Below are 17781 nucleotides of genomic sequence, written 5' to 3' on the forward strand. Positions count from 1 at the left end.
AGTCATGGAACTCACCACTGTCTGGTTTCTCCTGATCGCCGTCCTCTGGGCCGGTTACTTCCTGCTCGAAGGCTTCGACTTCGGCGTCGGCATCCTGCTCCCGTTCGTCGGGCGGGACGAGCGCTCCCGCCGGCTGGCGATCAACACGATCGGGCCGGTCTGGGACGGCAACGAGGTGTGGCTGCTGGTCGCCGGCGGGGCCACCTTCGCCGCTTTCCCCGAGTGGTACGCCACCCTGTTCAGCGGTTTCTTCCTGCCCCTGCTGATCATCCTGGTGGCGCTGATCGTGCGCGGGGTCGCGTTCGAGTACCGCGGCAAGCGCGACGGCGTGACCTGGAAGAAGCGCTGGGACACGGCGATCTTCGTGTGCAGCCTGCTCCCGGCGGTCCTGTGGGGTGTCGCGTTCGGCAACATCCTGCGCGGCGTGCCGATCGACGCCGACCACGAATACATCGGCGGGTTCTTCAACCTGCTCAACCCGTACGCGCTGCTGGGCGGCCTGACCACCCTGGCCCTGTTCACGCTGCACGGCGCGGTCTTCCTGGCCCTCAAGACGGACGGGCCGATGCGCGAGGACGCCGGGCGCATCGCCGAGACGACGGCGCTGGTCGCGGTGCCGATCGCAGCCGGCTTCCTGGTCTGGACCGGCATCGCGCACACCGACGGCTGGGGCATCGCACTCTCCGCGGCCGCCGCGATCGCGCTGGTCACGGCGATTCCGCTGACCCGGGCCCGCCGCGAGGGCTGGGCCTTCGTGACCACCGGCGCGACGCTGCTGCTGGCCGTCGCCGCGCTGTTCGTCACCCTCTTCCCGGACGTGATGCCGTCGACCGTCGACGCGGCGTTCAGCCTGACCGTGCACAACGCGTCGTCGACGCCGTACACCTTGAAGGTGATGACCTGGGTGGCGGTGTTCTTCACGCCGATCGTCGTGCTCTACCAGGGCTGGACCTACTGGATCTTCCGCAAGCGCCTCACGCTGAGCGACATCCCGGCATGAAACCCATAAACCCAAAATTGCTGGTGTACGGCCGGAGCACCCGGACGTACCTGGCCGCCACCATCGGGCTCGGGGCGGTCCACGCCGCCCTGCTCGTCGCCCAGGCCACCCTCCTGGCGACCGCGATCACCGCCGTCTTCCTGCACGGACGCCACCCCGCGTGGGTCCTCCTGGCGCTCGTCGTCGTGGCCCGCGCCGGGGTGGCCTGGCTGCAGGAGGTCGCGTCGGCCCGCTCGGCCGCCGCGGTCCGCAGCGAGCTGCGCGGCAAGCTCGTCGCCCACGTGGCCGCCCTCGGCCCGGCCCGGCGGCGTCCCGCCGGCGAGGTCGCGACCCTGGTCACGCACGGTCTGGAAGCGCTCGACGGCTACTTCGCGCGCTACCTCCCGCAGCTGGTCCTGGCCCTGCTCGTACCCGGCATCGTCCTGGCCCGGCTGCTGCCGGCCGACCTGACCGCGACCGTCACCATCGCCGTCACGCTGCCGCTGATCCCGCTGTTCATGGCCCTGGTCGGGATGCACACCGAGGCGCAGAACCGGCGGCAGTTCCGCCTGCTCGCCCGTCTCTCGCACCACTTCCTGGACGTGATCGCCGGACTGCCCACGCTGAAACTGCTCGGACGGGCCAAGGCGCAGGCCGGGATCATCCGGCGGATCAGCGACGAGCAGCGGGCCGAGACCATGCGCACGCTGCGCACCGCGTTCCTGTCCTCGCTGGTCCTGGAGTTGCTGGCCACGCTGTCGGTGGCGCTGGTCGCGGTCGGCATCGGGCTGCGGCTGGTCTCCGGGCACCTCGACCTGGCGACCGCGCTGCTCGTGCTGATCCTGGCCCCCGAGGCGTACCGGCCGCTGCGCGAGGTCGGCGCGAACTTCCACGCCAGCGCCGAAGGACTGGCCGCGGCCGAGGAGGCGTTCGCGATCCTGGAGACGCCGGCCCCGGCCCCCGGGACACGCACGCCGGTCTCCGGGCCGATCGTGTTCACCGAGGTCGAGGTCCGCTATCCGGATCGGGCCGAACCCGCGCTGCGCCTGTCCGCGACGATCGAGCCCGGGGAGGTCGTGGCGCTGACCGGGCCGTCCGGGTGCGGGAAGTCGACCGCGCTGTCGGTGCTGCTGGGCTTCGTGACGCCGTCCTCGGGGCAGGTCACGGTGGGTGGGATCCCGCTCGCCGAGCTCGATCCGGACGGGTGGCGGCGCTGGATCGCCTGGGTGCCCCAGCGCCCGCACCTGTTCGCGGCGTCGGTGCGCGACAACATCACCCTCGGCGCCGCCTTCTCCGACGCGGCCGTCCACGAGGCGATGCGGCAGGCCGGGGTCACCGACTTCGCCGATGTCACCCTGGGCGACGCCGGGACCGGCCTTTCCGCCGGTCAACGGCAGCGCGTGGCGCTCGCGCGGGCGTTCCTGCGGGACGCGCCGATCGCGCTGCTCGACGAGCCGACGGCCAACCTCGACGAGACGACCGCGGCCGAGGTGATGGCTGCCATCCGTGAGCTGGCGCGCGGCCGGACCGTCGTTCTGGCCGCCCACCGTCCGGAACTGATCAGCCTGGCCGACCGTGTCATCCCGGTCGGCCTCGTCCCCGCGGGGTGCTCGTGACGACGGAGGCGATGCCCGGGCGCGGGCTCACCACGTATAAAATAATTCGTCCTTTGTCGGGAAAAGTCATTCTGGCCGTGCTGGCCGGGGCGGGCGCGGCCGGATCGGCGATCGCGCTGACCGCGGTCTCGGCCTGGCTGATCTCGCGGGCCGCGCTGCACCCGCCGATCCTGCACCTGATGGTCGCGATCGTCGCAGTCCGCGCGTGCGGCCTGGGCCGGGGCGTGCTGCGCTACCTGGAACGGCTGCTCGGCCACGACGCCGCCTTCCGCGTCCTGGCCGACGTGCGGGTCCGGCTCTACCGGCGCCTGGAGGTGCTCGCGCCGGCCGGGCTGGCCGATTTCCGCCGCGCCGACCTGGCCCAGCGTCTCGCCTCGGACGTGGACGCCGTGCTCGACCTGGTCACCCGGGTGGTGCTTCCCTACGCGGTGGCCGCGGTCGTCGGCCTCGCGTCGGTGCTGGTGATCGGCGCGCTGGTCCCGCTGGCCGGCCTCACCCTGGCCGCCGCGCTCCTGGTCGTGGCCGTGGTGGTGCCCCGGCTGCAGCGCGCGACGGCCCGGCGCACCGACGGGCGGCTCGCTCCCCTGCGTGCCGACCTGGCCACCGGCGTCGTCGACCTGGTGCACGGGATGGCCGACCTGACCGCCTACGACGCGATGGCCCGCCACCGCGAACGCCTCACCCGGCTGGACGCCCGCCTGACCGCGGCCTCGAAAAGTTCCGCGGCCACCGCCGGTCTCGGCGCGGCCGTGACCGTTCTCGGCACGGGCGCCTGCGTGCTGGCCGGTCTCCTGGCCGGGGCCGCCGCCGTCCGCGCCGGCACCCTGCCCGGCGAACTCCTGGCCCTGGTCGTCCTCACTCCCCTGGCGGTCTTCGAGATCGCCGGCCCGCTGCCCGCCGCCGCCCAGCGCTACGCCACCGCCCGCACCTCCCTCCGCCGCCTCACCGAAATCTGGTCGCTCCCCCTCCCGGCTGGCACTGAGGGTCGGGTCGAGGGGCCGGAGACAGCCCTGAGCACCAGCCGGGGCCCGGCGGCCGGCACTCACGGGGACCCCGGAGAGCCGGATGAGTGCCCCGGGACCGGGCGGGGACAGGACGGGACGGTTACGACCGCTGAGAGCGTCGCTGCGGGCCCAGAATCGATGATCGAGGGTGCGGTTCCGGAAATCCGGTTCGAGGGCGTGACGGCCGCCTGGACGGCCGATCGGGTCGCCGTCGAGGGCGTCGATCTGACGCTGCCGCCCGGCGCCCGGGTCGCGCTGGTCGGGCCGAGCGGCTCCGGCAAGAGCACGATCGCCGCGCTGCTGGTCCGATTCCTGGACCCCGTCGCCGGCCGGATCACGCTGGACGGCCGGGATCTGCGGTCGATGACGGCTGATCGCGTACGCGAAATCGTGGGTTATCTGCCGGAGGACGCGTACCTGTTCGACACCACGGTCGGGGCGAACCTGCGCATCGCGAAACCCGGCGCCACCGATGAGGACCTGCTCCGGGCGCTGGACCGGGCCCGGCTGCGGGACTGGGTCGAGACCCTGCCGGACGGCCTGGAGACCCTGGTCGGTGAGCACGGCCTGGCGCTCTCCGGTGGGCAGCGGCGCCGGCTCGCCCTGGCCCGGCTGCTGCTCACCGACGCCCGGGTGCTGATCCTGGACGAGCCGGGCGAGCACCTGGACGACGCGACCGCCGGGGCGCTGGTCCGCGATCTGCTGGGGGCGGCCGACGGCCGTACCGTCCTGTTGATCACCCATCGGACCGCGGATCTCGACGGCCTGCGGGTGGTCAGGATGCCGGTACGGAAACCGGCGCCGGCGCGACCGGCAGCGTGATCGTGAACGTGCTGCCACGGCCGACCACCGACTGCACGGCGATGCCCCCGCCGTGGTCGCGGACGATGTCCCGGACGATCGCCAGGCCCAGCCCCGGGCCCTGAACCGCCTGGTCCATCGCGTTTCCGGCCCGGTGGAACGGGGTGAACAGCCCGGGCACGTCCTCGGCCGGGATGCCGATGCCGGTGTCCGTGACCGCGATGGTCACGTTCTGCTCGTCGCCGCCGCACCGCACGGTCACGCTGCCGCCGGGCGGGGTGAACTTGATCGCGTTCTCCATCAGTTTCCGCAGCGCCCGGTGCAGTTGGGTCCGGTCGCCGCGCACCCAGGCCGGCTCGGCGTCGAACGCCACGGTCAGCTCCTTGGCCTGGGCCGCCGCGTTCAGTTCGCCGTGCACGACGCCGGCCACGTCGGCCAGGTCGAGCGGCTCGGTCACCGCGTCGGCCGCGGTCACCGGACGGTCCAGGAGCAGCAGGTCGTTGATGGTGTCCTGCAGCCGGTGGGCGTTGCGCAGGATGGCGTTGAAGGACCGGCGCTGCATCGGCGTCAGGTCCTCCTCGTCGTCGCTGATCATCTCGGTGTAGCCGAGGATGCTGGTCAGCGGCGTGCGCAGCTCGTGCGTGACGGTCTGGATGAAGACGTCCTTGCGCTGATCCAGCATGCGCAGCTCGCTGATCAGCAGGTCCTGGCGCACCCGGATGCTCTGCTGGCGCAGCGCCCGCTCGATCTCCCGGGCCACCCCGGCCAGCAGCCGATGCTCCTGCTCGGTGTAGTCGGGCAGGAACTCGCGCACGACGAGCAGATATCCGCCGGGGCACTCGCTGTCGCCGCCCAGCACGACGGCCAGCCCGCCCGCGCACGGCACCGGCGAGCCCGGCGGGATCCCGGCCAGTTCGGCGGTGACCGACGGGTCGAGGCCGGGTGCGGTCTCCGGCCAGCGCATCACGACCTGCCCGGCGCCGGGCACGAACAGGTTGCCGTGGACGGCGTCGGCGGCCAGCGCCCCGCCGATCCGCGTCATCACCCGGTTCCCGATGGTGGCCGGGTCGGCGTCCTCGCGCTGCAGCTCGCCGAGGACCGCCTGGCACAACCAGGCCCGGGCGGTCCGGGCCTGCTCGGCGGCGAGATGCGCTTCGGTCTGCGCGGCAAGATCATTCAAAGCATCGATCACGGTACGGAGTTCGGCCGCGCCCGCGGCCTCGGCCCGCGCCGAGCGGTCCCCGTCGGTCAGCCGCCGGATCGTGTCCCCGACCCGGGCCAGCGGGACCAGCAGCTGGCGCCGGCTGACCCGGACGAGCAGGTAACCGGCGCCGAGCACGGCCAGCACGAGCGCGCCCGAGGCGATCCCGAGCAGCCGTTCCATCCGATCGCCGGCCGCCACCTCGGCCCGCAGGTCGGCGCCGAACGCGTCGTCGACGGCGGCGTTGAGCGTGCGCAGCCGGTCGAAGAGCTGCTTGCCCAGCGCGGCGTCGCCGTCCCCGGCGGGCGCGCGGTCGGCGGTGACCTGCCCGGCATACTGGCCGAGCCAGTCCCAGGCGGCCTGCTGCTCGGCCACGATCAGCTCGCGGGCCTGCGGGTCGTCGGTCTGCTGCCGGGCCCGTTCGAGCGCGGCCAGGGCGGCCCCGCGACCGCTCTGGTAGGGCTCCAGGAACAGCCGCTCGCCGGTGAGCTGGTAACCGCGGATCCCGGTCTCGGCGTCGGTCATCCGTTGCAGGGCGTGCCGGTTGGCCTCGCGGACCGTCCCGATCCGGGCGGCCACCCGCTCGTGGTCGTCACGCACCCGCGCGCCGACCACGAACTGCACCACGAGAAACGCCGCGAACAGCACCAACAGGGCGGCGAAGCCCAGGTTGAGCCGGCGCTGCAGCCTCATCGGCCGCGCTCGTCGGAGGCGATCATGTACCTCACATCGGCAGGGGCCGGGGCCCAGATGAGTCCGGCTGGCCATTCGGTGGAGACCGGCATCGTACGGATCTCCGAGTCAGCCTGTGAAAACGGCGGGTGAAAGCGGTTTCTGAGAGATCTCTGGACTTCGTTACTGATCCGTGACCAACGATGCCTCGTATACCTGTGGTTACCGCCACATCGGTGAACCCGGGCCGATTGTCGGGTTTATAGCCGGAATTTCGGACACCCCAGACAGCAACATCACACAGCGTAAGCAAGATCAAGTGACGTGGGTTACTGACTAGTAGCCATGGCACTTGTAGTCACCGTGCCGGAGCGGCAACATTTCCCGAACGTTACGACGACGGCATCGACTCGCCTCACTGTCGACGGTTGGCAGAAGTGTCGCCCGTCGATGCGAGCCATTGGCAGTGAGGCCGAACCGACTGTCATCTCTTCTATAGGAGGATCCGTGGAGGATTCGCAGAGCGTTCCGGCTGCCGGACGCACCAACTGGCGCCGGTTCGCCGTCGCGGTGGGCGTTCCCGCCGCCGTGGCGGGCGGCCTGGTTGTCGCGCTGAGCACCGGCGCGCTGGCCGCGAACTTCGCCATCTCCGGCCAGCAGTTCAAGCTGTCGGCCGACACGCTCGAGGGCGAAGGCTTCACCCAGTACAGCGGCCCCCTCGGTACCGCCAACGGGGGCGGCAAGATCGCCGCCATGTCCGGCATCGGCTCGGCCACCATCACCGACCTCTGCCAGTCGGTCTCGCAGGTCGTTCCGGTGTTCGGCCGGGTCACCCTGCAGATCCGGGCCGCGCAGGACGTTCCGGACAGCGCGGACGACGCGCAGAAGGTCCAGGCGACCAACCTGCTGATCGGCATGTCCGAGCTGTCGGGTGACGCGACCTTCACCAACATCGAGATCGGCCGCGACGCCACCACCCTGAACAAGGCCGGCAGCGCCAAGGGCGACACCGTCGGCGGGTTCGGCCAGCAGGCCGACCACGTCACCATCCACAACCTGAAGCAGACGGCGTACTCGACGTCGGCCTCGACGTTCAAGCTGACCGGTATGAGCCTCAAGCTGCTCACCGGCGACGGCAACGAGTGCTACTGATCTAGCTCCATCGGGGCTCGCGGGCGTCTCCGCGAGCCCCATCCCTTTGCGATCTCGAACGTAAGAGTGTTTCTGGAGGACGAGTGGCGACGGACGATTTCTGGAACAAGTTCCGCCGGTGGCGGCGGGCCCGACCCTTCTGGGGCGGCTTGTTCCTCGTGCTGTCGGGGGTGGAGCTCCTGTGGAGCTCGAACATGGATCTCGCCAACATCCAGATTCACATCGGTCAGCAGGGCTTCCTCTCGTACGTTCTGCCGGTCCTGATGCTGCTCTGCGGCACGCTCGTCTGGTTCACCCCGGCGCAGCGCATGTTCTATGGCATCATCGGCCTGCTCGCCGCCCTCTACTCGTTCATCGGGCTGAACCTCGGCGGCTGGTTCTTCGGCATGATCCTCGGCATCGTCGGCGGTGCGCTCACCGTCGCCTGGACCGAGCAGGCGCCCCGGCCGGGCAACAAGCTGCAGGGCACGCCCGAGCACTCCGGTCCGCCGCAGTTCGCCGGCCCGCACGACGGCCCTGGTGAGGCCACCCAGCGGATCGAGGTCGCCGGGCACGACGACCGGCCGCACGAGGCGCCGGTGGTCAGCGACCCGAGCATCCTCCCCGGTTTCGGCGGGCCGCGCGGCGCCGCCCCCGGTGACGGTGCGACGCCGGGCGAGACCGACGGGCCGCGCGACGACCTGCCCGGCCCGCGCCGCGGGCTCAACCGCAAGGCGCTCGCGATCATCCTGGTGCCGGCCCTGGCCGGCGCCACCATGCTCGTCGGCAGCCGGCTCCCGGCCAGCGCCGACGACTGCCCGGCGGGCCTGTCGGCGGTCACCACCCCGGCCAGTGCCAAGGCCACCAGCGCCGCCCCGGACGAGAGCGCGGCGGCCAAGGCGACGATCAGCGCCAAGCCCGACGGCAAGGCCACCACCACCACGCCGGCCGCCACGGACAAGGCCGGCGAGACCAGCGCCGGCCCGTCGGCCTCGGCGTCGGCGGCCGCGGCGGCCGATGACGGCGGCGGCATCCTCGGCGGCATCCAGGACGTGGTCGACGGTCTCGGCAACCTGCTCGGCATCGGCGACGACGACGAGTCGGCCACTCCGAGCGCGTCGCCGTCGGCGTCGGCGACCAGCGCGCCCGCCGCCGAACCGAGCACGACCACGACGACCACCGCCCCGGCCGGCGACGACGAGACGTCCAAGCCCGCGTCGGCCGCCCCGTCCAAGACGGCGGCCAGCGTGGCCCCCTCCTCGTCGGCCGACGTCATCCCGTGCCTCGGCGCCCGCCAGGAAGGCATGGTCGCCGACGAGGGCGGCATCCCGCGGTCGGCGCTCAAGCCGGGCACCATGAAGGTCGCCTCGCTGACGATGATCGACTCCAGCTACGGCGGTGTCGCCGAGGTGCCCACCGCCAACGGCACCATCAAGGCCCTCAAGTTCGACATGTACCAGGCCATCAACAAGCCGTTCAGCCTCACCATCGACGAGGCCGGCGGGGCCACCACCACGATCAAGAGCAACGAGCTGACGACGACGGGCAACGTGCACTTCTACACCCCGAAGTTCACCGGCAACCTGTTCGGCGTCTTCCCGGTGGTCTTCACCCCGGAGCAGCCCCCGCCGCTGGTCCCGGCGTTCCTCTGGTTCACCAACGTCACCATCGACCTGGCGTTCGTCAGCTGCGACAAGCTCACCGCCGACCCGCTGCAGATCACCGAGAGCTGATCCCGGGCGGCTTCCCGGAACCCCGAACGAACCGAACGGCCCGGCATCCGCCGGGCCGTTCGTCGTGCATCAGCTCGTCCGCTTCCGGTCCCTCCGGAGCCGCGCCCGCCACCCGCGTTCGCGTGCCACGGACTCGCCCGCGCTTCCGCTTCGGTCACGTGCCACGGACTCGCCCGCGCTTCGGCTTGGGTCGCGCGTTGCGGCCTCGCCCGCTCCCGTCGCCGGTCGCGCGTTCGTGTGCGCTTTGCGCTCGCGCCAGGCGGCGACCACCGCATCCTCGTCGAAGGGCGGCAGAATCACCGGCGGGCCGTCCAGGTGACCACGGCAGGCCTTGTCGATGCGGGCGTTGAGCTCGGTGACGTGCGCCCGGACGTCCGGCTCGGTGTGCAACCGGTCGACGACGACCGCCAGGTCCTCGGCGGCCCGGCGCAGAGCCAGCGTCGGCGGCACCACCCCGGCGGTGGCCCCTTCCCGGTGCAGCCAGTCCTTGACCCACCAGTCCTCGTCATACTCCCCGCCATACCCGGCGAGGGGTTTGCCGGCCCCACTCAGATTCTCGAACTCGCCCCGCTCGGTAGCCTCGCGGAGCTGGCGGTCGATCGACGACTCATACCAGTACGCTCCCATCCCGCAACATTACGGGCGTCAGGCCGATGCCGGCCAGGCGTCCGGCTCGTACCAGCGGACCGTGCCCTTCCCGGAGGCCTTGGCCGCGTACATCGCGGTGTCGGCCTGCCGCAGCAGCAACCCGACGCTCGTCACCTGCCCCGACCGGGGCACGGCCAACCCGATGCTGCCGCCCACGACGACCTCCACCCCGTGCACGGTCATCGGCTCGGACAACCGGTCCAGCAGGCGTTTCGCGACCGCCCCGGAATCCTGCGCGCCGAGCCCGGTGACCAGGATCGCGAACTCGTCCCCGCCGAAACGGCTGAGCAGATCGGACTCGCGCAACTCGGCGGCCAGACGGGCGGCGACGACGATCAGCACCTCGTCGCCGGCCGCGTGCCCGAGAGTGTCGTTGACCGGTTTGAAGCCGTCCAGGTCGAGCATCATCGCGCAGACATCGGCCCGCCGTTTGGACAGCAGCTCACCGGCCCGGCTGTGGAAAGCCACCCGGTTCGGCAGACCGGTCAGCCCGTCGTGGTGCGCCTGATGGGCTAGGGCCACCTTCTGCTCCTCCAACTGCACCGCCATCCGACCGACAGTGATCAGCGTGAGGAACTGCCGGACCAGAACCAGGGAGAAACTGGACAGCAGCAGCCAGACCAGGACCGGGCTGAGCCGGCCGTCGTTCGCCTCCCGCCACCCGGCAACCCCGACCGCGGTCACCACCGGAAGGTAGGGAAGCAGCGCCCACGGGCCGAAGACCAGGCGCTCCACCATGTCGGCCCCGGGACGGGCGATCCGCAGGCGACTGGAGACCGCGGTGGCCCACGCCCCGAGGACATAACCGGTGCCCGCCCCGTACTGAAACCAGGGTTTGCCCGTCAATCCATTGCGGAGCGAGATCATCACCGTGGCGGCCTGCAGCAACGCCGCCCCGGCAAGAACCTGGTGCGCGGTGAGGCCACGGTCCGGACGGGACTCGGACAGCGTCACCAGAGCCACCGACGAGCCGACCACGAGCACCCCGACGATGCCGATCTCATAGCCCTGGGACGCGCCGCCGCCCAGGCCGGACAGCACGAACTCCCAGGCCAGAGCGAAAACAGCGCCGGAGACGGCGGCCACGTCGATCACCCGGCGGGCCCGGGCGATCCCGCGCAGCCGGTGTCCGGCAAGCAATACCGCAATCGGGACCAGGACGGCGGCGGCCACGGAAAGAAGCGCGCCCGGGGTGTTCAGGCCGGGATTTATCAACACGCCGGCGAGCATGAGGACGTTCGAGAGGCTCCACGCCGTACAGGCGCAGGCGCCGAAGGCGTAGCCCGCGCGGACCCGGGGTGAATCCTGGGCCCGGCGGGCCCGGCGGAGATAGTGCCAGGCGGCGTAGCCGCTGGCCGAAGCGACGATCACGTCGGAGAGGGCAAAACCGGCGGGTCCGGGCAGGAACGGATAGATCAGCTGGACCGCCGCGCCGAGACCGACCCCCGCCGTCAGTGCCGTCCGCAGTCGCATGCCCACCTCGTGTTCCCCGGATTGAGAGGTGTTCCTAGCTGTGTGTACGTCGCCGGATGGCTGAGTATGGCATAGATTCCTGGCAACCCATGGTCACTGCTGAGGAGCCGAAACGTGTGCCGCAATATCCACCAGTTGCACAACTTCGAGCCGCCGGCGACGCCGGACGAAGTGCACGCCGCCGCATTGCAGTATGTCCGGAAAGTCGCCGGGGCGACGCGTCCTTCGCAGGCGAATCAGGCCGTTTTTGATCAGGCGGTGGCGGCGATTGCGGCGGCCACCCAGGCGTTGCTCGACGGTCTCGTGACGGCCGCGCCGCCGAAGGATCGGGAGGTTGAGGCGGCGAAGGCTCGGGCCCGGGCCGAGAAGCGTTACGCGTCCTGATCGGTGGCCTCCTCGATCGGCGGGCGCGCTGATCTTTGGCGGCCTCTTTCCTTGGCGGCCTCTTTCCTTGGCGGCCTCTTTCCTTGGCGGCGCGGGCGATCGGCTTGCTACGCGTCCTGGTCGGCGACGCGGTCGACGGCTTCGCGTTGGCGCGGGACCGCCACCGGGTCGCGGTCCGCGCCGGCGGGCCGGGCGCCCAGCCGCAGCCGGGGGTCGAGGACGCGCAGGACGGTCGCCAGCAGCGCCGCGAGCAGCACCACCGCACCCATGTTGATCAGCACGTGCGGGTAGCCGAGCGCGGTGACATCGGCGAACGGGTACGGATACCAGTCGGTCGCCGCGCCGTGCGCCAGCGTGTAGCCGATCCACAGTGCCGGCCAGAGCGCCGCCCAGGCCAGGGTCCGCGCGTCGATCCGCGGACGCGGCCCGAACAGCAGCCAGCCGAGCAGCGCGGCCCACGGTGCGATGTAGTGGAAGCCCAGGTCAGCGAGGTACGCCGCGCCGTGCAGCTCCACCTGCCCGGCCAGGATCGTGCTGTAGACGATGCCGGTGATCACGATGCCGAGCAGCGCGTCGAGACGGATCACCCGCCAGATCCGCCCGTCGCGCCCCGGGTCCCGAGCCAGCGCGAGCGTCGCGATCAGCACGAGCAGGTTGCTCTGGATCGTGAAGAAACTGAACAACCGGACGAACCGCGTCACCACCGTCTCGTGCACCGGCGGGCCGGCATGCGGCGCGGTGTCGGTCGCGGTCAGCACGATCTGGGTGATCAACGAAGCGAGGACGATCAGTGCGAGCGTGCCATGCCAGACGCGGGACTTCATGATCTCTCCAGCAGCCGTCGTTGATCTTCCTCATTGATCTTCGCGGCAGCGTAGCGCAGGTCACGGCCTTGCGGGCCCGGGCTGACGCCCGGACCCGCTTTCGATTTCCTCCCGCCCGCAGTCGACCCCTCGGACACCGTCGGCTTGCCGGTGGGCCTGCCCCGGACTCGCCGGTCTCGCCGGACTCACCGGGCCTGCCGGTCGCGGTCCGCCGGGGGAATCAGCTCGCGGTGGGCTTTTCGCTCACGGCCGCGGCCGGTTCCGGCTTGCGACTGGCCTTCGCGTACGCCAAGCCGGCCAGCACCAGCGCGATGAGCCCCGCGATGAGACCGGCCAGACCCAGCCCCGAACCGCTGCTCGAATCGTCGGAAGCCTCCGCCGCCGGGGCCGCCGGGGCCGCCGGGGCCGCCGCTCCCGCCGCGGGAGCAGCACTGGCGGCAGCCGCCGCCGGGACGATCTTCAGAACCGGGGCGGGGCTGTCCGGCTCGGAACCGTCCGTGGTCGGCTCGTCGATCCAGCGGACCACGTTGCCGTCCGAGTAGGTCTGCAGCGCCTTGAAGACCAGCTGCCCCGACTCCGGCAGCGCCCCCATCGACACGTCGAACTCCTGGAACTCGCCCGGCTTGATCTCCGAACCCTTGGTCGCGGTCCAGGTGATCTTCGAGACGGCCTCGGTGATCTCGGTGTCGTGCGACTTGATCGGGGTGGCCAGCTTGCTCTTCACGGCCACCGCGGTCCAGCCCGGGATCGGCTTCACGGAGACCGACGCGATCGGCTGGTCGGCCGGGAGGTTCACCTCGAGCGTGGTGGTGGAGGCACTGTCCGACTCGTTCGGCACGCGGAACGTCACCTTCGTGTAGCCGCCCGCGGTGGCCGTGCTCGGATTGACCGTCACGTGCGCGGAGGCCGGTCCGGCGATCGCCAGGGTCAGCAGTCCGGCCGCGGCGGCCACCACCGCGGAGCGCTTGAGCAGCGACATTGTTGGGGGAACCTTCCGTCGTATCGTCGCCCGCTGCCGGGCACACCCCGTTGGTCGGCCCGATGATCCGAAAAGTTCCCGCCGATCTCCGACTTTCCGGCCGCGCTCACTCGTTCGTGATCTTCTCCGGCCGCGCCCCGGCAACCCGCACCGCCACCGGCTCCCCACTTCCGGACCGCTTCCGTTCGCCGCTTCCGGACCGCGCCCGTTCGCCGTCCTTGGTCAACTCCTGCTCCCGCTCGCCGCTCACGGTCAACTCGCGCTCGCCGCCTCCGGACCACTCCCGTTCGGTGCCCCTGGCCCGCTCCCGCTCGCCGAGCTCGAATCGCTCCCGGAGCCGGGCCGCGACCGGAGCCGACTCGCTCGGCCGCGTCTCGTCGTTGCGCCCGGCCGATCCCGCGCGGCGAGGCAGCCGCACCTCGACCCGCAGCCCCGGCCCCGCGTCACCGAGCGTGACCGAACCCCCGTGCCGGCGTACCAGCTCCTGGACGATGGCCAGCCCCAGCCCGGAGCCGCCGGCATCCCGCGCCCGCCCGTCGTCCAGCCGCGTGAACCGGTCGAACACCCGCTCCCGGTCCGCCGCCGGAATCCCCGGCCCGTCGTCGGTGACGACCACCAGCAGATCCGGACCCTCTTCGGCAGTACGAACGGTGACCATCGACCGCTTGTGCCGGCACGCGTTGTCCAGCAGGTTCGCCACCACACGGGCCAGCGCGTCCGGCTCGGCCACCAGCGGCAGCGGCCCGGTCGCGTCCTCGTGCCGAACCTCCGGATAGCGCCCCGCCACCTCGCCCACCAGCTGCCCCAGGTCGATCTGCTCAAGCCGCCGCGACACCGCCCGGCCGCCCCCGTCGTCCGCCCGGGCGAGCAGCAGCAGGTCGTCGACCAGCCGGGACAGTCGTTGCACGTCGGCGAGCAGGTCGTCGGTGAGGGCCGGCCAGTCCGTGTCGTCCGGCAGGTGCTGGGCCACCTCCAGCTCGGTGCGCATGTTGGTGAGCGGGCTGCGCAGTTCGTGCGCGGCGTCAGCCACGAACGCCCGTTGCCGCGCCCGCGCGGTATCCAGCCGTTGCAGCATGTCGTTGAGGGTGATCGCCAGCCGCCCGACCTCGTCGTGCGAGTCCGGCACCGGCAGGCGCCCGGCCCGGGTACCCCCGGTGATCTCCTCGGCCCCGGCCCGCAGCGCGTCCACCGGCCGCAGCGCCGCGCCCAGCGCCCGCCACAACCCGGCCGCGAGCAGCGCCACCAGCAGCGGGAACGCGATGAGCAACGTGACCCGCAACAGATGCACACTCTGGGTCAGCTGACTCGTGGAGCGCGCCACCAGGATCCGCATCGGATGGGTCGCCGGACCGGCGGTGACCTTGACGACCCGGGCCGCCCCGTCGAAGCCGATCCGCTCCCCCGGGATCACGATGCCGGCACCGTCGGACAGGTCACGAAGCTCGTCGTCGTACAGGATCGGCACCAGCCGGTCGGCCGTGGCGGACACCCCCCGCACCCGGTTCTGCTCGTCGATGACCTGCACCTGAACACCCGGAGTCACCTGAATCGGGTCGGTCAGCTGTCCCTGGTCCACCAGCCGGGCCACGCCCCGCGCCGTCTCCAGCGCCTCGGCGTGCACCGCCCGCCCCTGCGCGAAGGTCAGCACGGTGACGAGCAGCACCCCGCCCGCCGCCAGCCCGAACGCCAGCGCGGCCGCCGATATCAGCAGCAGCCGTGCCCGCAGGCTGAGCTCTTGAAGTCGCCTACGCATCCGCTCGCCCCTCCCGGAGCCTCGCCCCCGTCGTGTCCCGCTCGCCCTTCCGAAACCCTGCCCGTCCCGTTCGTCCCTTTGACGAGATCGCGCCCCGTCGTGCCCTGCTCGTCCGTCCGATGCCCCGCCTGCTCGATTGTCGGGGCCTCGCCTGGCTCGCCCTTGTCGGAGACTTGCCTAGCCTGCCTGACTCGCACTTGTCGGAGTCTCGCCCCGTCGTGCCCCGCTCACTCCGCTGTCAGGCCTGCGTCCGCTCCGGTGCCTCCCGGCCAACCGTGACATCGGCAGCGACCAGCCGGTAGCCCGCGCCACGGACGGTCTCCAGGCGCTCCCGGCCGATCTTGCGGCGCAGATACCCGATGTACACCTCGACCGCGTTCGGCGCCGTGTCCAGCGCGGCGTCCCACACGTGATCGAGCAGCTCGGTCTTGGAGACCACCTCGCCGGGCCGCCGGATCAGATACTCCAGCAGCGCGAACTCGCGCGTGGTCAGAGTGACCTCGGCGCCGGCCACCAGCACCCGCTTCTCGGCCGGATCGAGCTCGACGTCCCCACAGGTGAGGACGACCGGCCGAGCCTGTGTACCGCGACGGAGCAGGGCCCGCAGACGGGCGAGGAGAACGACGTACGAAAATGGTTTGGTCAGATAGTCGTCGGCGCCACAGTCCAGACCGTCGGCCTGGTCATACTCCCCGTCCTTGGCCGAGAGCATGAGCACCGGCAGCCAGTGCCGTTCCGCGCGCAGCTGCCGCACGACCCGGTAACCGGAGAGCCGGGGCAGCATGACGTCGAGAATCATCGCGTCGTAGCCACCGTGCCGGGCCATCTCCAGCCCGTCCTGGCCGTCATGAGCCACGTCCACGGCGAACCCTTCGGCCTGGAGACCGCGTCTCAGCGCAGCGGCCAGCCGTTCCTCGTCCTCAACCACCAGCAACCGCACCCCCTCACCTTGGCACGTAGTGCTTGATCCTCGATACCGGCTCTCAGTCACCTCTCAGCCCGCGCCCGTCCTCCCGGCTCTCGTCCAGCTCTCCTCACAAGTCGAGCGGTTCCTCCCCTCGTTCCTGCTCCGGCCGAGCCCTCTCGGACCTCTGGTCTCCGGCCGCTCTCTGAGATCGCCGGCTGCTCGACCGCCTCGTCCCCTCAAATCTCTGGTTTTCCCCATCGTCCCTGCTCACCTGGGCTTTTTATGCGCACTGCGATCGACCGCAAGGCTCGTCGGGGCCGCTCGCGCCGGCGGCCCCCTAAGCGCTACCGTCAGCCTGGTCACCGCACGTTCCCTCCCCCGCCGAGACGTCCCGGTCCTGGTGACGAACCCGCAGGCCGCGCGGGTCTTCCCCTACGGGTCTCTCTCAGCCCTGTCACAGCGGTGCCGAAGCACGATTGATGCATACCAACGGGAGGTGGACATCGTGTCCGTGTGGAAGTCCAGGCCGGCAATGCGCTGGCTGGTACCGGGGGCCACCGCGGTAGTCGTCATCGGGGGCGGCGCGGCGGCCGGCACGATCGTGGCCAGTGCCGACCCGTCGCTGCCGGACCGCAGTGCGGCCCAGCTGCTGGTGGATCTGCAGAGCGCCAACCCCGCCGGTCTCTCCGGCACCGTGGTGCAGAGCGCCGACCTCGGCCTGCCCGGCCTCGCCGGGCTGGCGAGCAGCCTCGGTGGCTCGGCGGCGGTCCCGGGAGGCGGCCTGACCAGCCTGATCTCCGGAAGCAACACCGCCCGCGTCTGGTACGCGGGAGAGGACAAGGTGCGTTTCGCCCTGCAGGGTAAGCAGGGTGAGACCGATGTGATCCGTAACGGCGCGGACGTGTGGCAGTGGAGCAGCTCGGACAACACGGGCACGCACCTGAAGCTGCCGGCGAACACGGACGCGAAGTCCGGAAACTCGCTGCCCGACGTGGCGCCGTCGACGCCGCAGCAGGCGGCCGACGCGGCGATCGCCGCGATCGACCCGACCACGAAGGTGCAGACCACCGGTGCTGCCCAGGTGGCCGGGCGGGACGCATACGAGCTGATGCTCAGCCCGAAGGACACCGACTCCCTGGTCGGGCAGGTGCGCCTGGCTATCGACGCCGAGCAGCACATCCCGCTGCGGGTCGAGGTGTACGCCAAGGGCGCGTCGAAGCCGGCCGTCCGGGTCGCTTTCGACACGATCAGCTTCACCGTGCCGGACGCGGAGCAGTTCACGTTCAACCCGCCGCCGAACGCCAAGATCAACGAAGCGGGCACGCCGGGCGCAGGCTCGGACCGGAAGGACGCGGCGAAGCCCTCGCTGCCGGCCGCTCCGGCCAAGCCCTCCTCGAAGACCGAGGAGCCGAAGGTCATCGGCAAGGGCTGGACCTCGATCCTCTCCGCCAAGGTGCCGGCCGACGCGCTCAGCGGCCTGACCGACGCCAGCAAGGGCACCGATGACAATGCCAAGACGGCGCAGGCTCTCCTGGGCGTGCTGCCCGAGGTCAGCGGCTCGTGGGGCAAGGGACGACTGTTGAGCGGCTCGCTCTTCAGCGTGCTGATCACCGATGACGGCCGCGTGCTGGCCGGCCTGGTGACTCCGGAGGCGTTGTACAAGGTCGCCTGACCTC

The 17781-nt window shown here is 71.3% G+C and carries 13 protein-coding genes and 1 pseudogene; 7 read left to right on the forward strand and 7 right to left on the reverse strand.

What is annotated here, in order from left to right:
* Nucleotides 1-4 precede the first annotated feature (4 nt).
* Genes cydB through ACSHV8_RS27280 form a run of 3 tightly spaced genes read left to right on the forward strand, consistent with a single transcriptional unit; the run spans nucleotide 5 to nucleotide 4421 of the window.
* A complete protein-coding gene (cydB, locus tag ACSHV8_RS27270) occupies nucleotides 5-1000 on the forward strand; it encodes a cytochrome d ubiquinol oxidase subunit II (RefSeq protein ID WP_436520019.1) in 996 nt (331 codons plus the stop codon).
* Entirely contained in the window at nucleotides 997-2595 is a 1599-nt protein-coding gene (gene cydD / locus ACSHV8_RS27275; protein ID WP_436520021.1) for a thiol reductant ABC exporter subunit CydD, read from the forward strand. The genes cydB and cydD overlap by 4 nt, the downstream gene beginning before the upstream one ends.
* A 53-nt stretch (nucleotides 2596-2648) precedes the next feature.
* Nucleotides 2649-4421, forward strand: coding sequence for an amino acid ABC transporter ATP-binding/permease protein (locus ACSHV8_RS27280; protein WP_436520023.1), 1773 nt, complete (start codon nucleotides 2649-2651; stop codon nucleotides 4419-4421).
* On the opposite strand, the gene ACSHV8_RS27285 is transcribed toward ACSHV8_RS27280, so the two are convergent.
* Entirely contained in the window at nucleotides 4375-6294 is a 1920-nt protein-coding gene (locus tag ACSHV8_RS27285; protein ID WP_436520025.1) for an ATP-binding protein, read from the reverse strand. The two genes, ACSHV8_RS27280 and ACSHV8_RS27285, sit on opposite strands and share 47 nt — an antisense overlap.
* A gap of 486 nt (nucleotides 6295-6780) precedes the next feature.
* Here ACSHV8_RS27285 and ACSHV8_RS27290 point away from each other — a divergent pair, with 486 nt between their 5' ends.
* Both ACSHV8_RS27290 and ACSHV8_RS27295 read left to right on the forward strand, forming a co-directional pair.
* Nucleotides 6781-7425, forward strand: a complete 645-nt coding sequence (locus ACSHV8_RS27290; RefSeq protein WP_436520027.1) for a DUF6230 family protein — start codon at nucleotides 6781-6783, stop codon at nucleotides 7423-7425.
* Between the two features lie 83 nt (nucleotides 7426-7508).
* Nucleotides 7509-9137 carry a DUF6114 domain-containing protein gene (locus tag ACSHV8_RS27295; protein WP_436520029.1) on the forward strand — a complete coding sequence of 543 codons (1629 nt, stop codon included), beginning with the start codon at nucleotides 7509-7511 and terminating at the stop codon, nucleotides 9135-9137.
* 69 nt (nucleotides 9138-9206) lie between these two features.
* Here ACSHV8_RS27295 and ACSHV8_RS27300 read toward each other — a convergent pair whose 3' ends face one another.
* Both ACSHV8_RS27300 and ACSHV8_RS27305 read right to left on the reverse strand, forming a co-directional pair.
* Nucleotides 9207-9764, reverse strand: coding sequence for a DUF1992 domain-containing protein (locus ACSHV8_RS27300; RefSeq protein ID WP_436520031.1), 558 nt, complete (start codon nucleotides 9762-9764; stop codon nucleotides 9207-9209).
* 18 nt (nucleotides 9765-9782) lie between these two features.
* Entirely contained in the window at nucleotides 9783-11258 is a 1476-nt protein-coding gene (locus ACSHV8_RS27305) for a diguanylate cyclase domain-containing protein (protein ID WP_436520033.1), read from the reverse strand.
* Nucleotides 11259-11372: 114 nt separating this feature from the next.
* Here ACSHV8_RS27305 and ACSHV8_RS27310 point away from each other — a divergent pair, with 114 nt between their 5' ends.
* Complete coding sequence (locus tag ACSHV8_RS27310) at nucleotides 11373-11642, forward strand: DUF2277 domain-containing protein (protein ID WP_436520035.1); 270 nt, start codon at nucleotides 11373-11375, stop codon at nucleotides 11640-11642.
* Between the two features lie 107 nt (nucleotides 11643-11749).
* On the opposite strand, the gene ACSHV8_RS27315 is transcribed toward ACSHV8_RS27310, so the two are convergent.
* From ACSHV8_RS27315 to ACSHV8_RS27330, 4 genes and pseudogenes are all read right to left on the reverse strand, one after another.
* Nucleotides 11750-12466: a Pr6Pr family membrane protein gene (locus ACSHV8_RS27315; RefSeq protein WP_436520037.1), complete on the reverse strand. Its 717-nt coding sequence runs from the start codon at nucleotides 12464-12466 to the stop codon at nucleotides 11750-11752.
* Nucleotides 12467-12686: 220 nt separating this feature from the next.
* A complete protein-coding gene (locus tag ACSHV8_RS27320) occupies nucleotides 12687-13445 on the reverse strand; it encodes a YcnI family protein (protein ID WP_436520039.1) in 759 nt (252 codons plus the stop codon).
* Between the two features lie 406 nt (nucleotides 13446-13851).
* A pseudogene (locus ACSHV8_RS27325) lies at nucleotides 13852-15156 on the reverse strand (ATP-binding protein); the annotation flags it as partial.
* A 280-nt stretch (nucleotides 15157-15436) separates the two neighbouring features.
* On the reverse strand, nucleotides 15437-16138 hold the full coding sequence (locus ACSHV8_RS27330) for a response regulator transcription factor (RefSeq protein WP_436520041.1): 702 nt from the start codon (nucleotides 16136-16138) through the stop codon (nucleotides 15437-15439).
* A 472-nt stretch (nucleotides 16139-16610) separates the two neighbouring features.
* On the opposite strand from ACSHV8_RS27330, the gene ACSHV8_RS27335 reads away from it, so the two are divergent.
* Nucleotides 16611-17777 (forward strand): LolA family protein, encoded by a 1167-nt coding sequence (locus ACSHV8_RS27335; protein ID WP_436536922.1) that lies wholly within the window; start codon nucleotides 16611-16613, stop codon nucleotides 17775-17777.
* The last annotated feature ends 4 nt before the right edge of the window (nucleotides 17778-17781 follow it).

Source organism: Actinoplanes sp. HUAS TT8 (assembly GCF_051380535.1).
Classification (GTDB): Bacteria; Actinomycetota; Actinomycetes; order Mycobacteriales; family Micromonosporaceae; genus Actinoplanes.

Excerpts from the sequence above, each read along its gene's own strand:
- cydB (WP_436520019.1), top strand. The coding sequence starts at position 5 with ATGGAACTCACCACTGTCTGGTTTCTCCTGATCGCCGTCCTCTGGGCC.
- cydD (WP_436520021.1), top strand. The coding sequence starts at position 997 with ATGAAACCCATAAACCCAAAATTGCTGGTGTACGGCCGGAGCACCCGG.
- ACSHV8_RS27285 (WP_436520025.1), bottom strand. The coding sequence starts at position 6,294 with ATGAGGCTGCAGCGCCGGCTCAACCTGGGCTTCGCCGCCCTGTTGGTG.
- ACSHV8_RS27300 (WP_436520031.1), bottom strand. The coding sequence starts at position 9,764 with ATGGGAGCGTACTGGTATGAGTCGTCGATCGACCGCCAGCTCCGCGAG.
- ACSHV8_RS27305 (WP_436520033.1), bottom strand. The coding sequence starts at position 11,258 with ATGCGACTGCGGACGGCACTGACGGCGGGGGTCGGTCTCGGCGCGGCG.
- ACSHV8_RS27315 (WP_436520037.1), bottom strand. The coding sequence starts at position 12,466 with ATGAAGTCCCGCGTCTGGCATGGCACGCTCGCACTGATCGTCCTCGCT.
- ACSHV8_RS27320 (WP_436520039.1), bottom strand. The coding sequence starts at position 13,445 with ATGTCGCTGCTCAAGCGCTCCGCGGTGGTGGCCGCCGCGGCCGGACTG.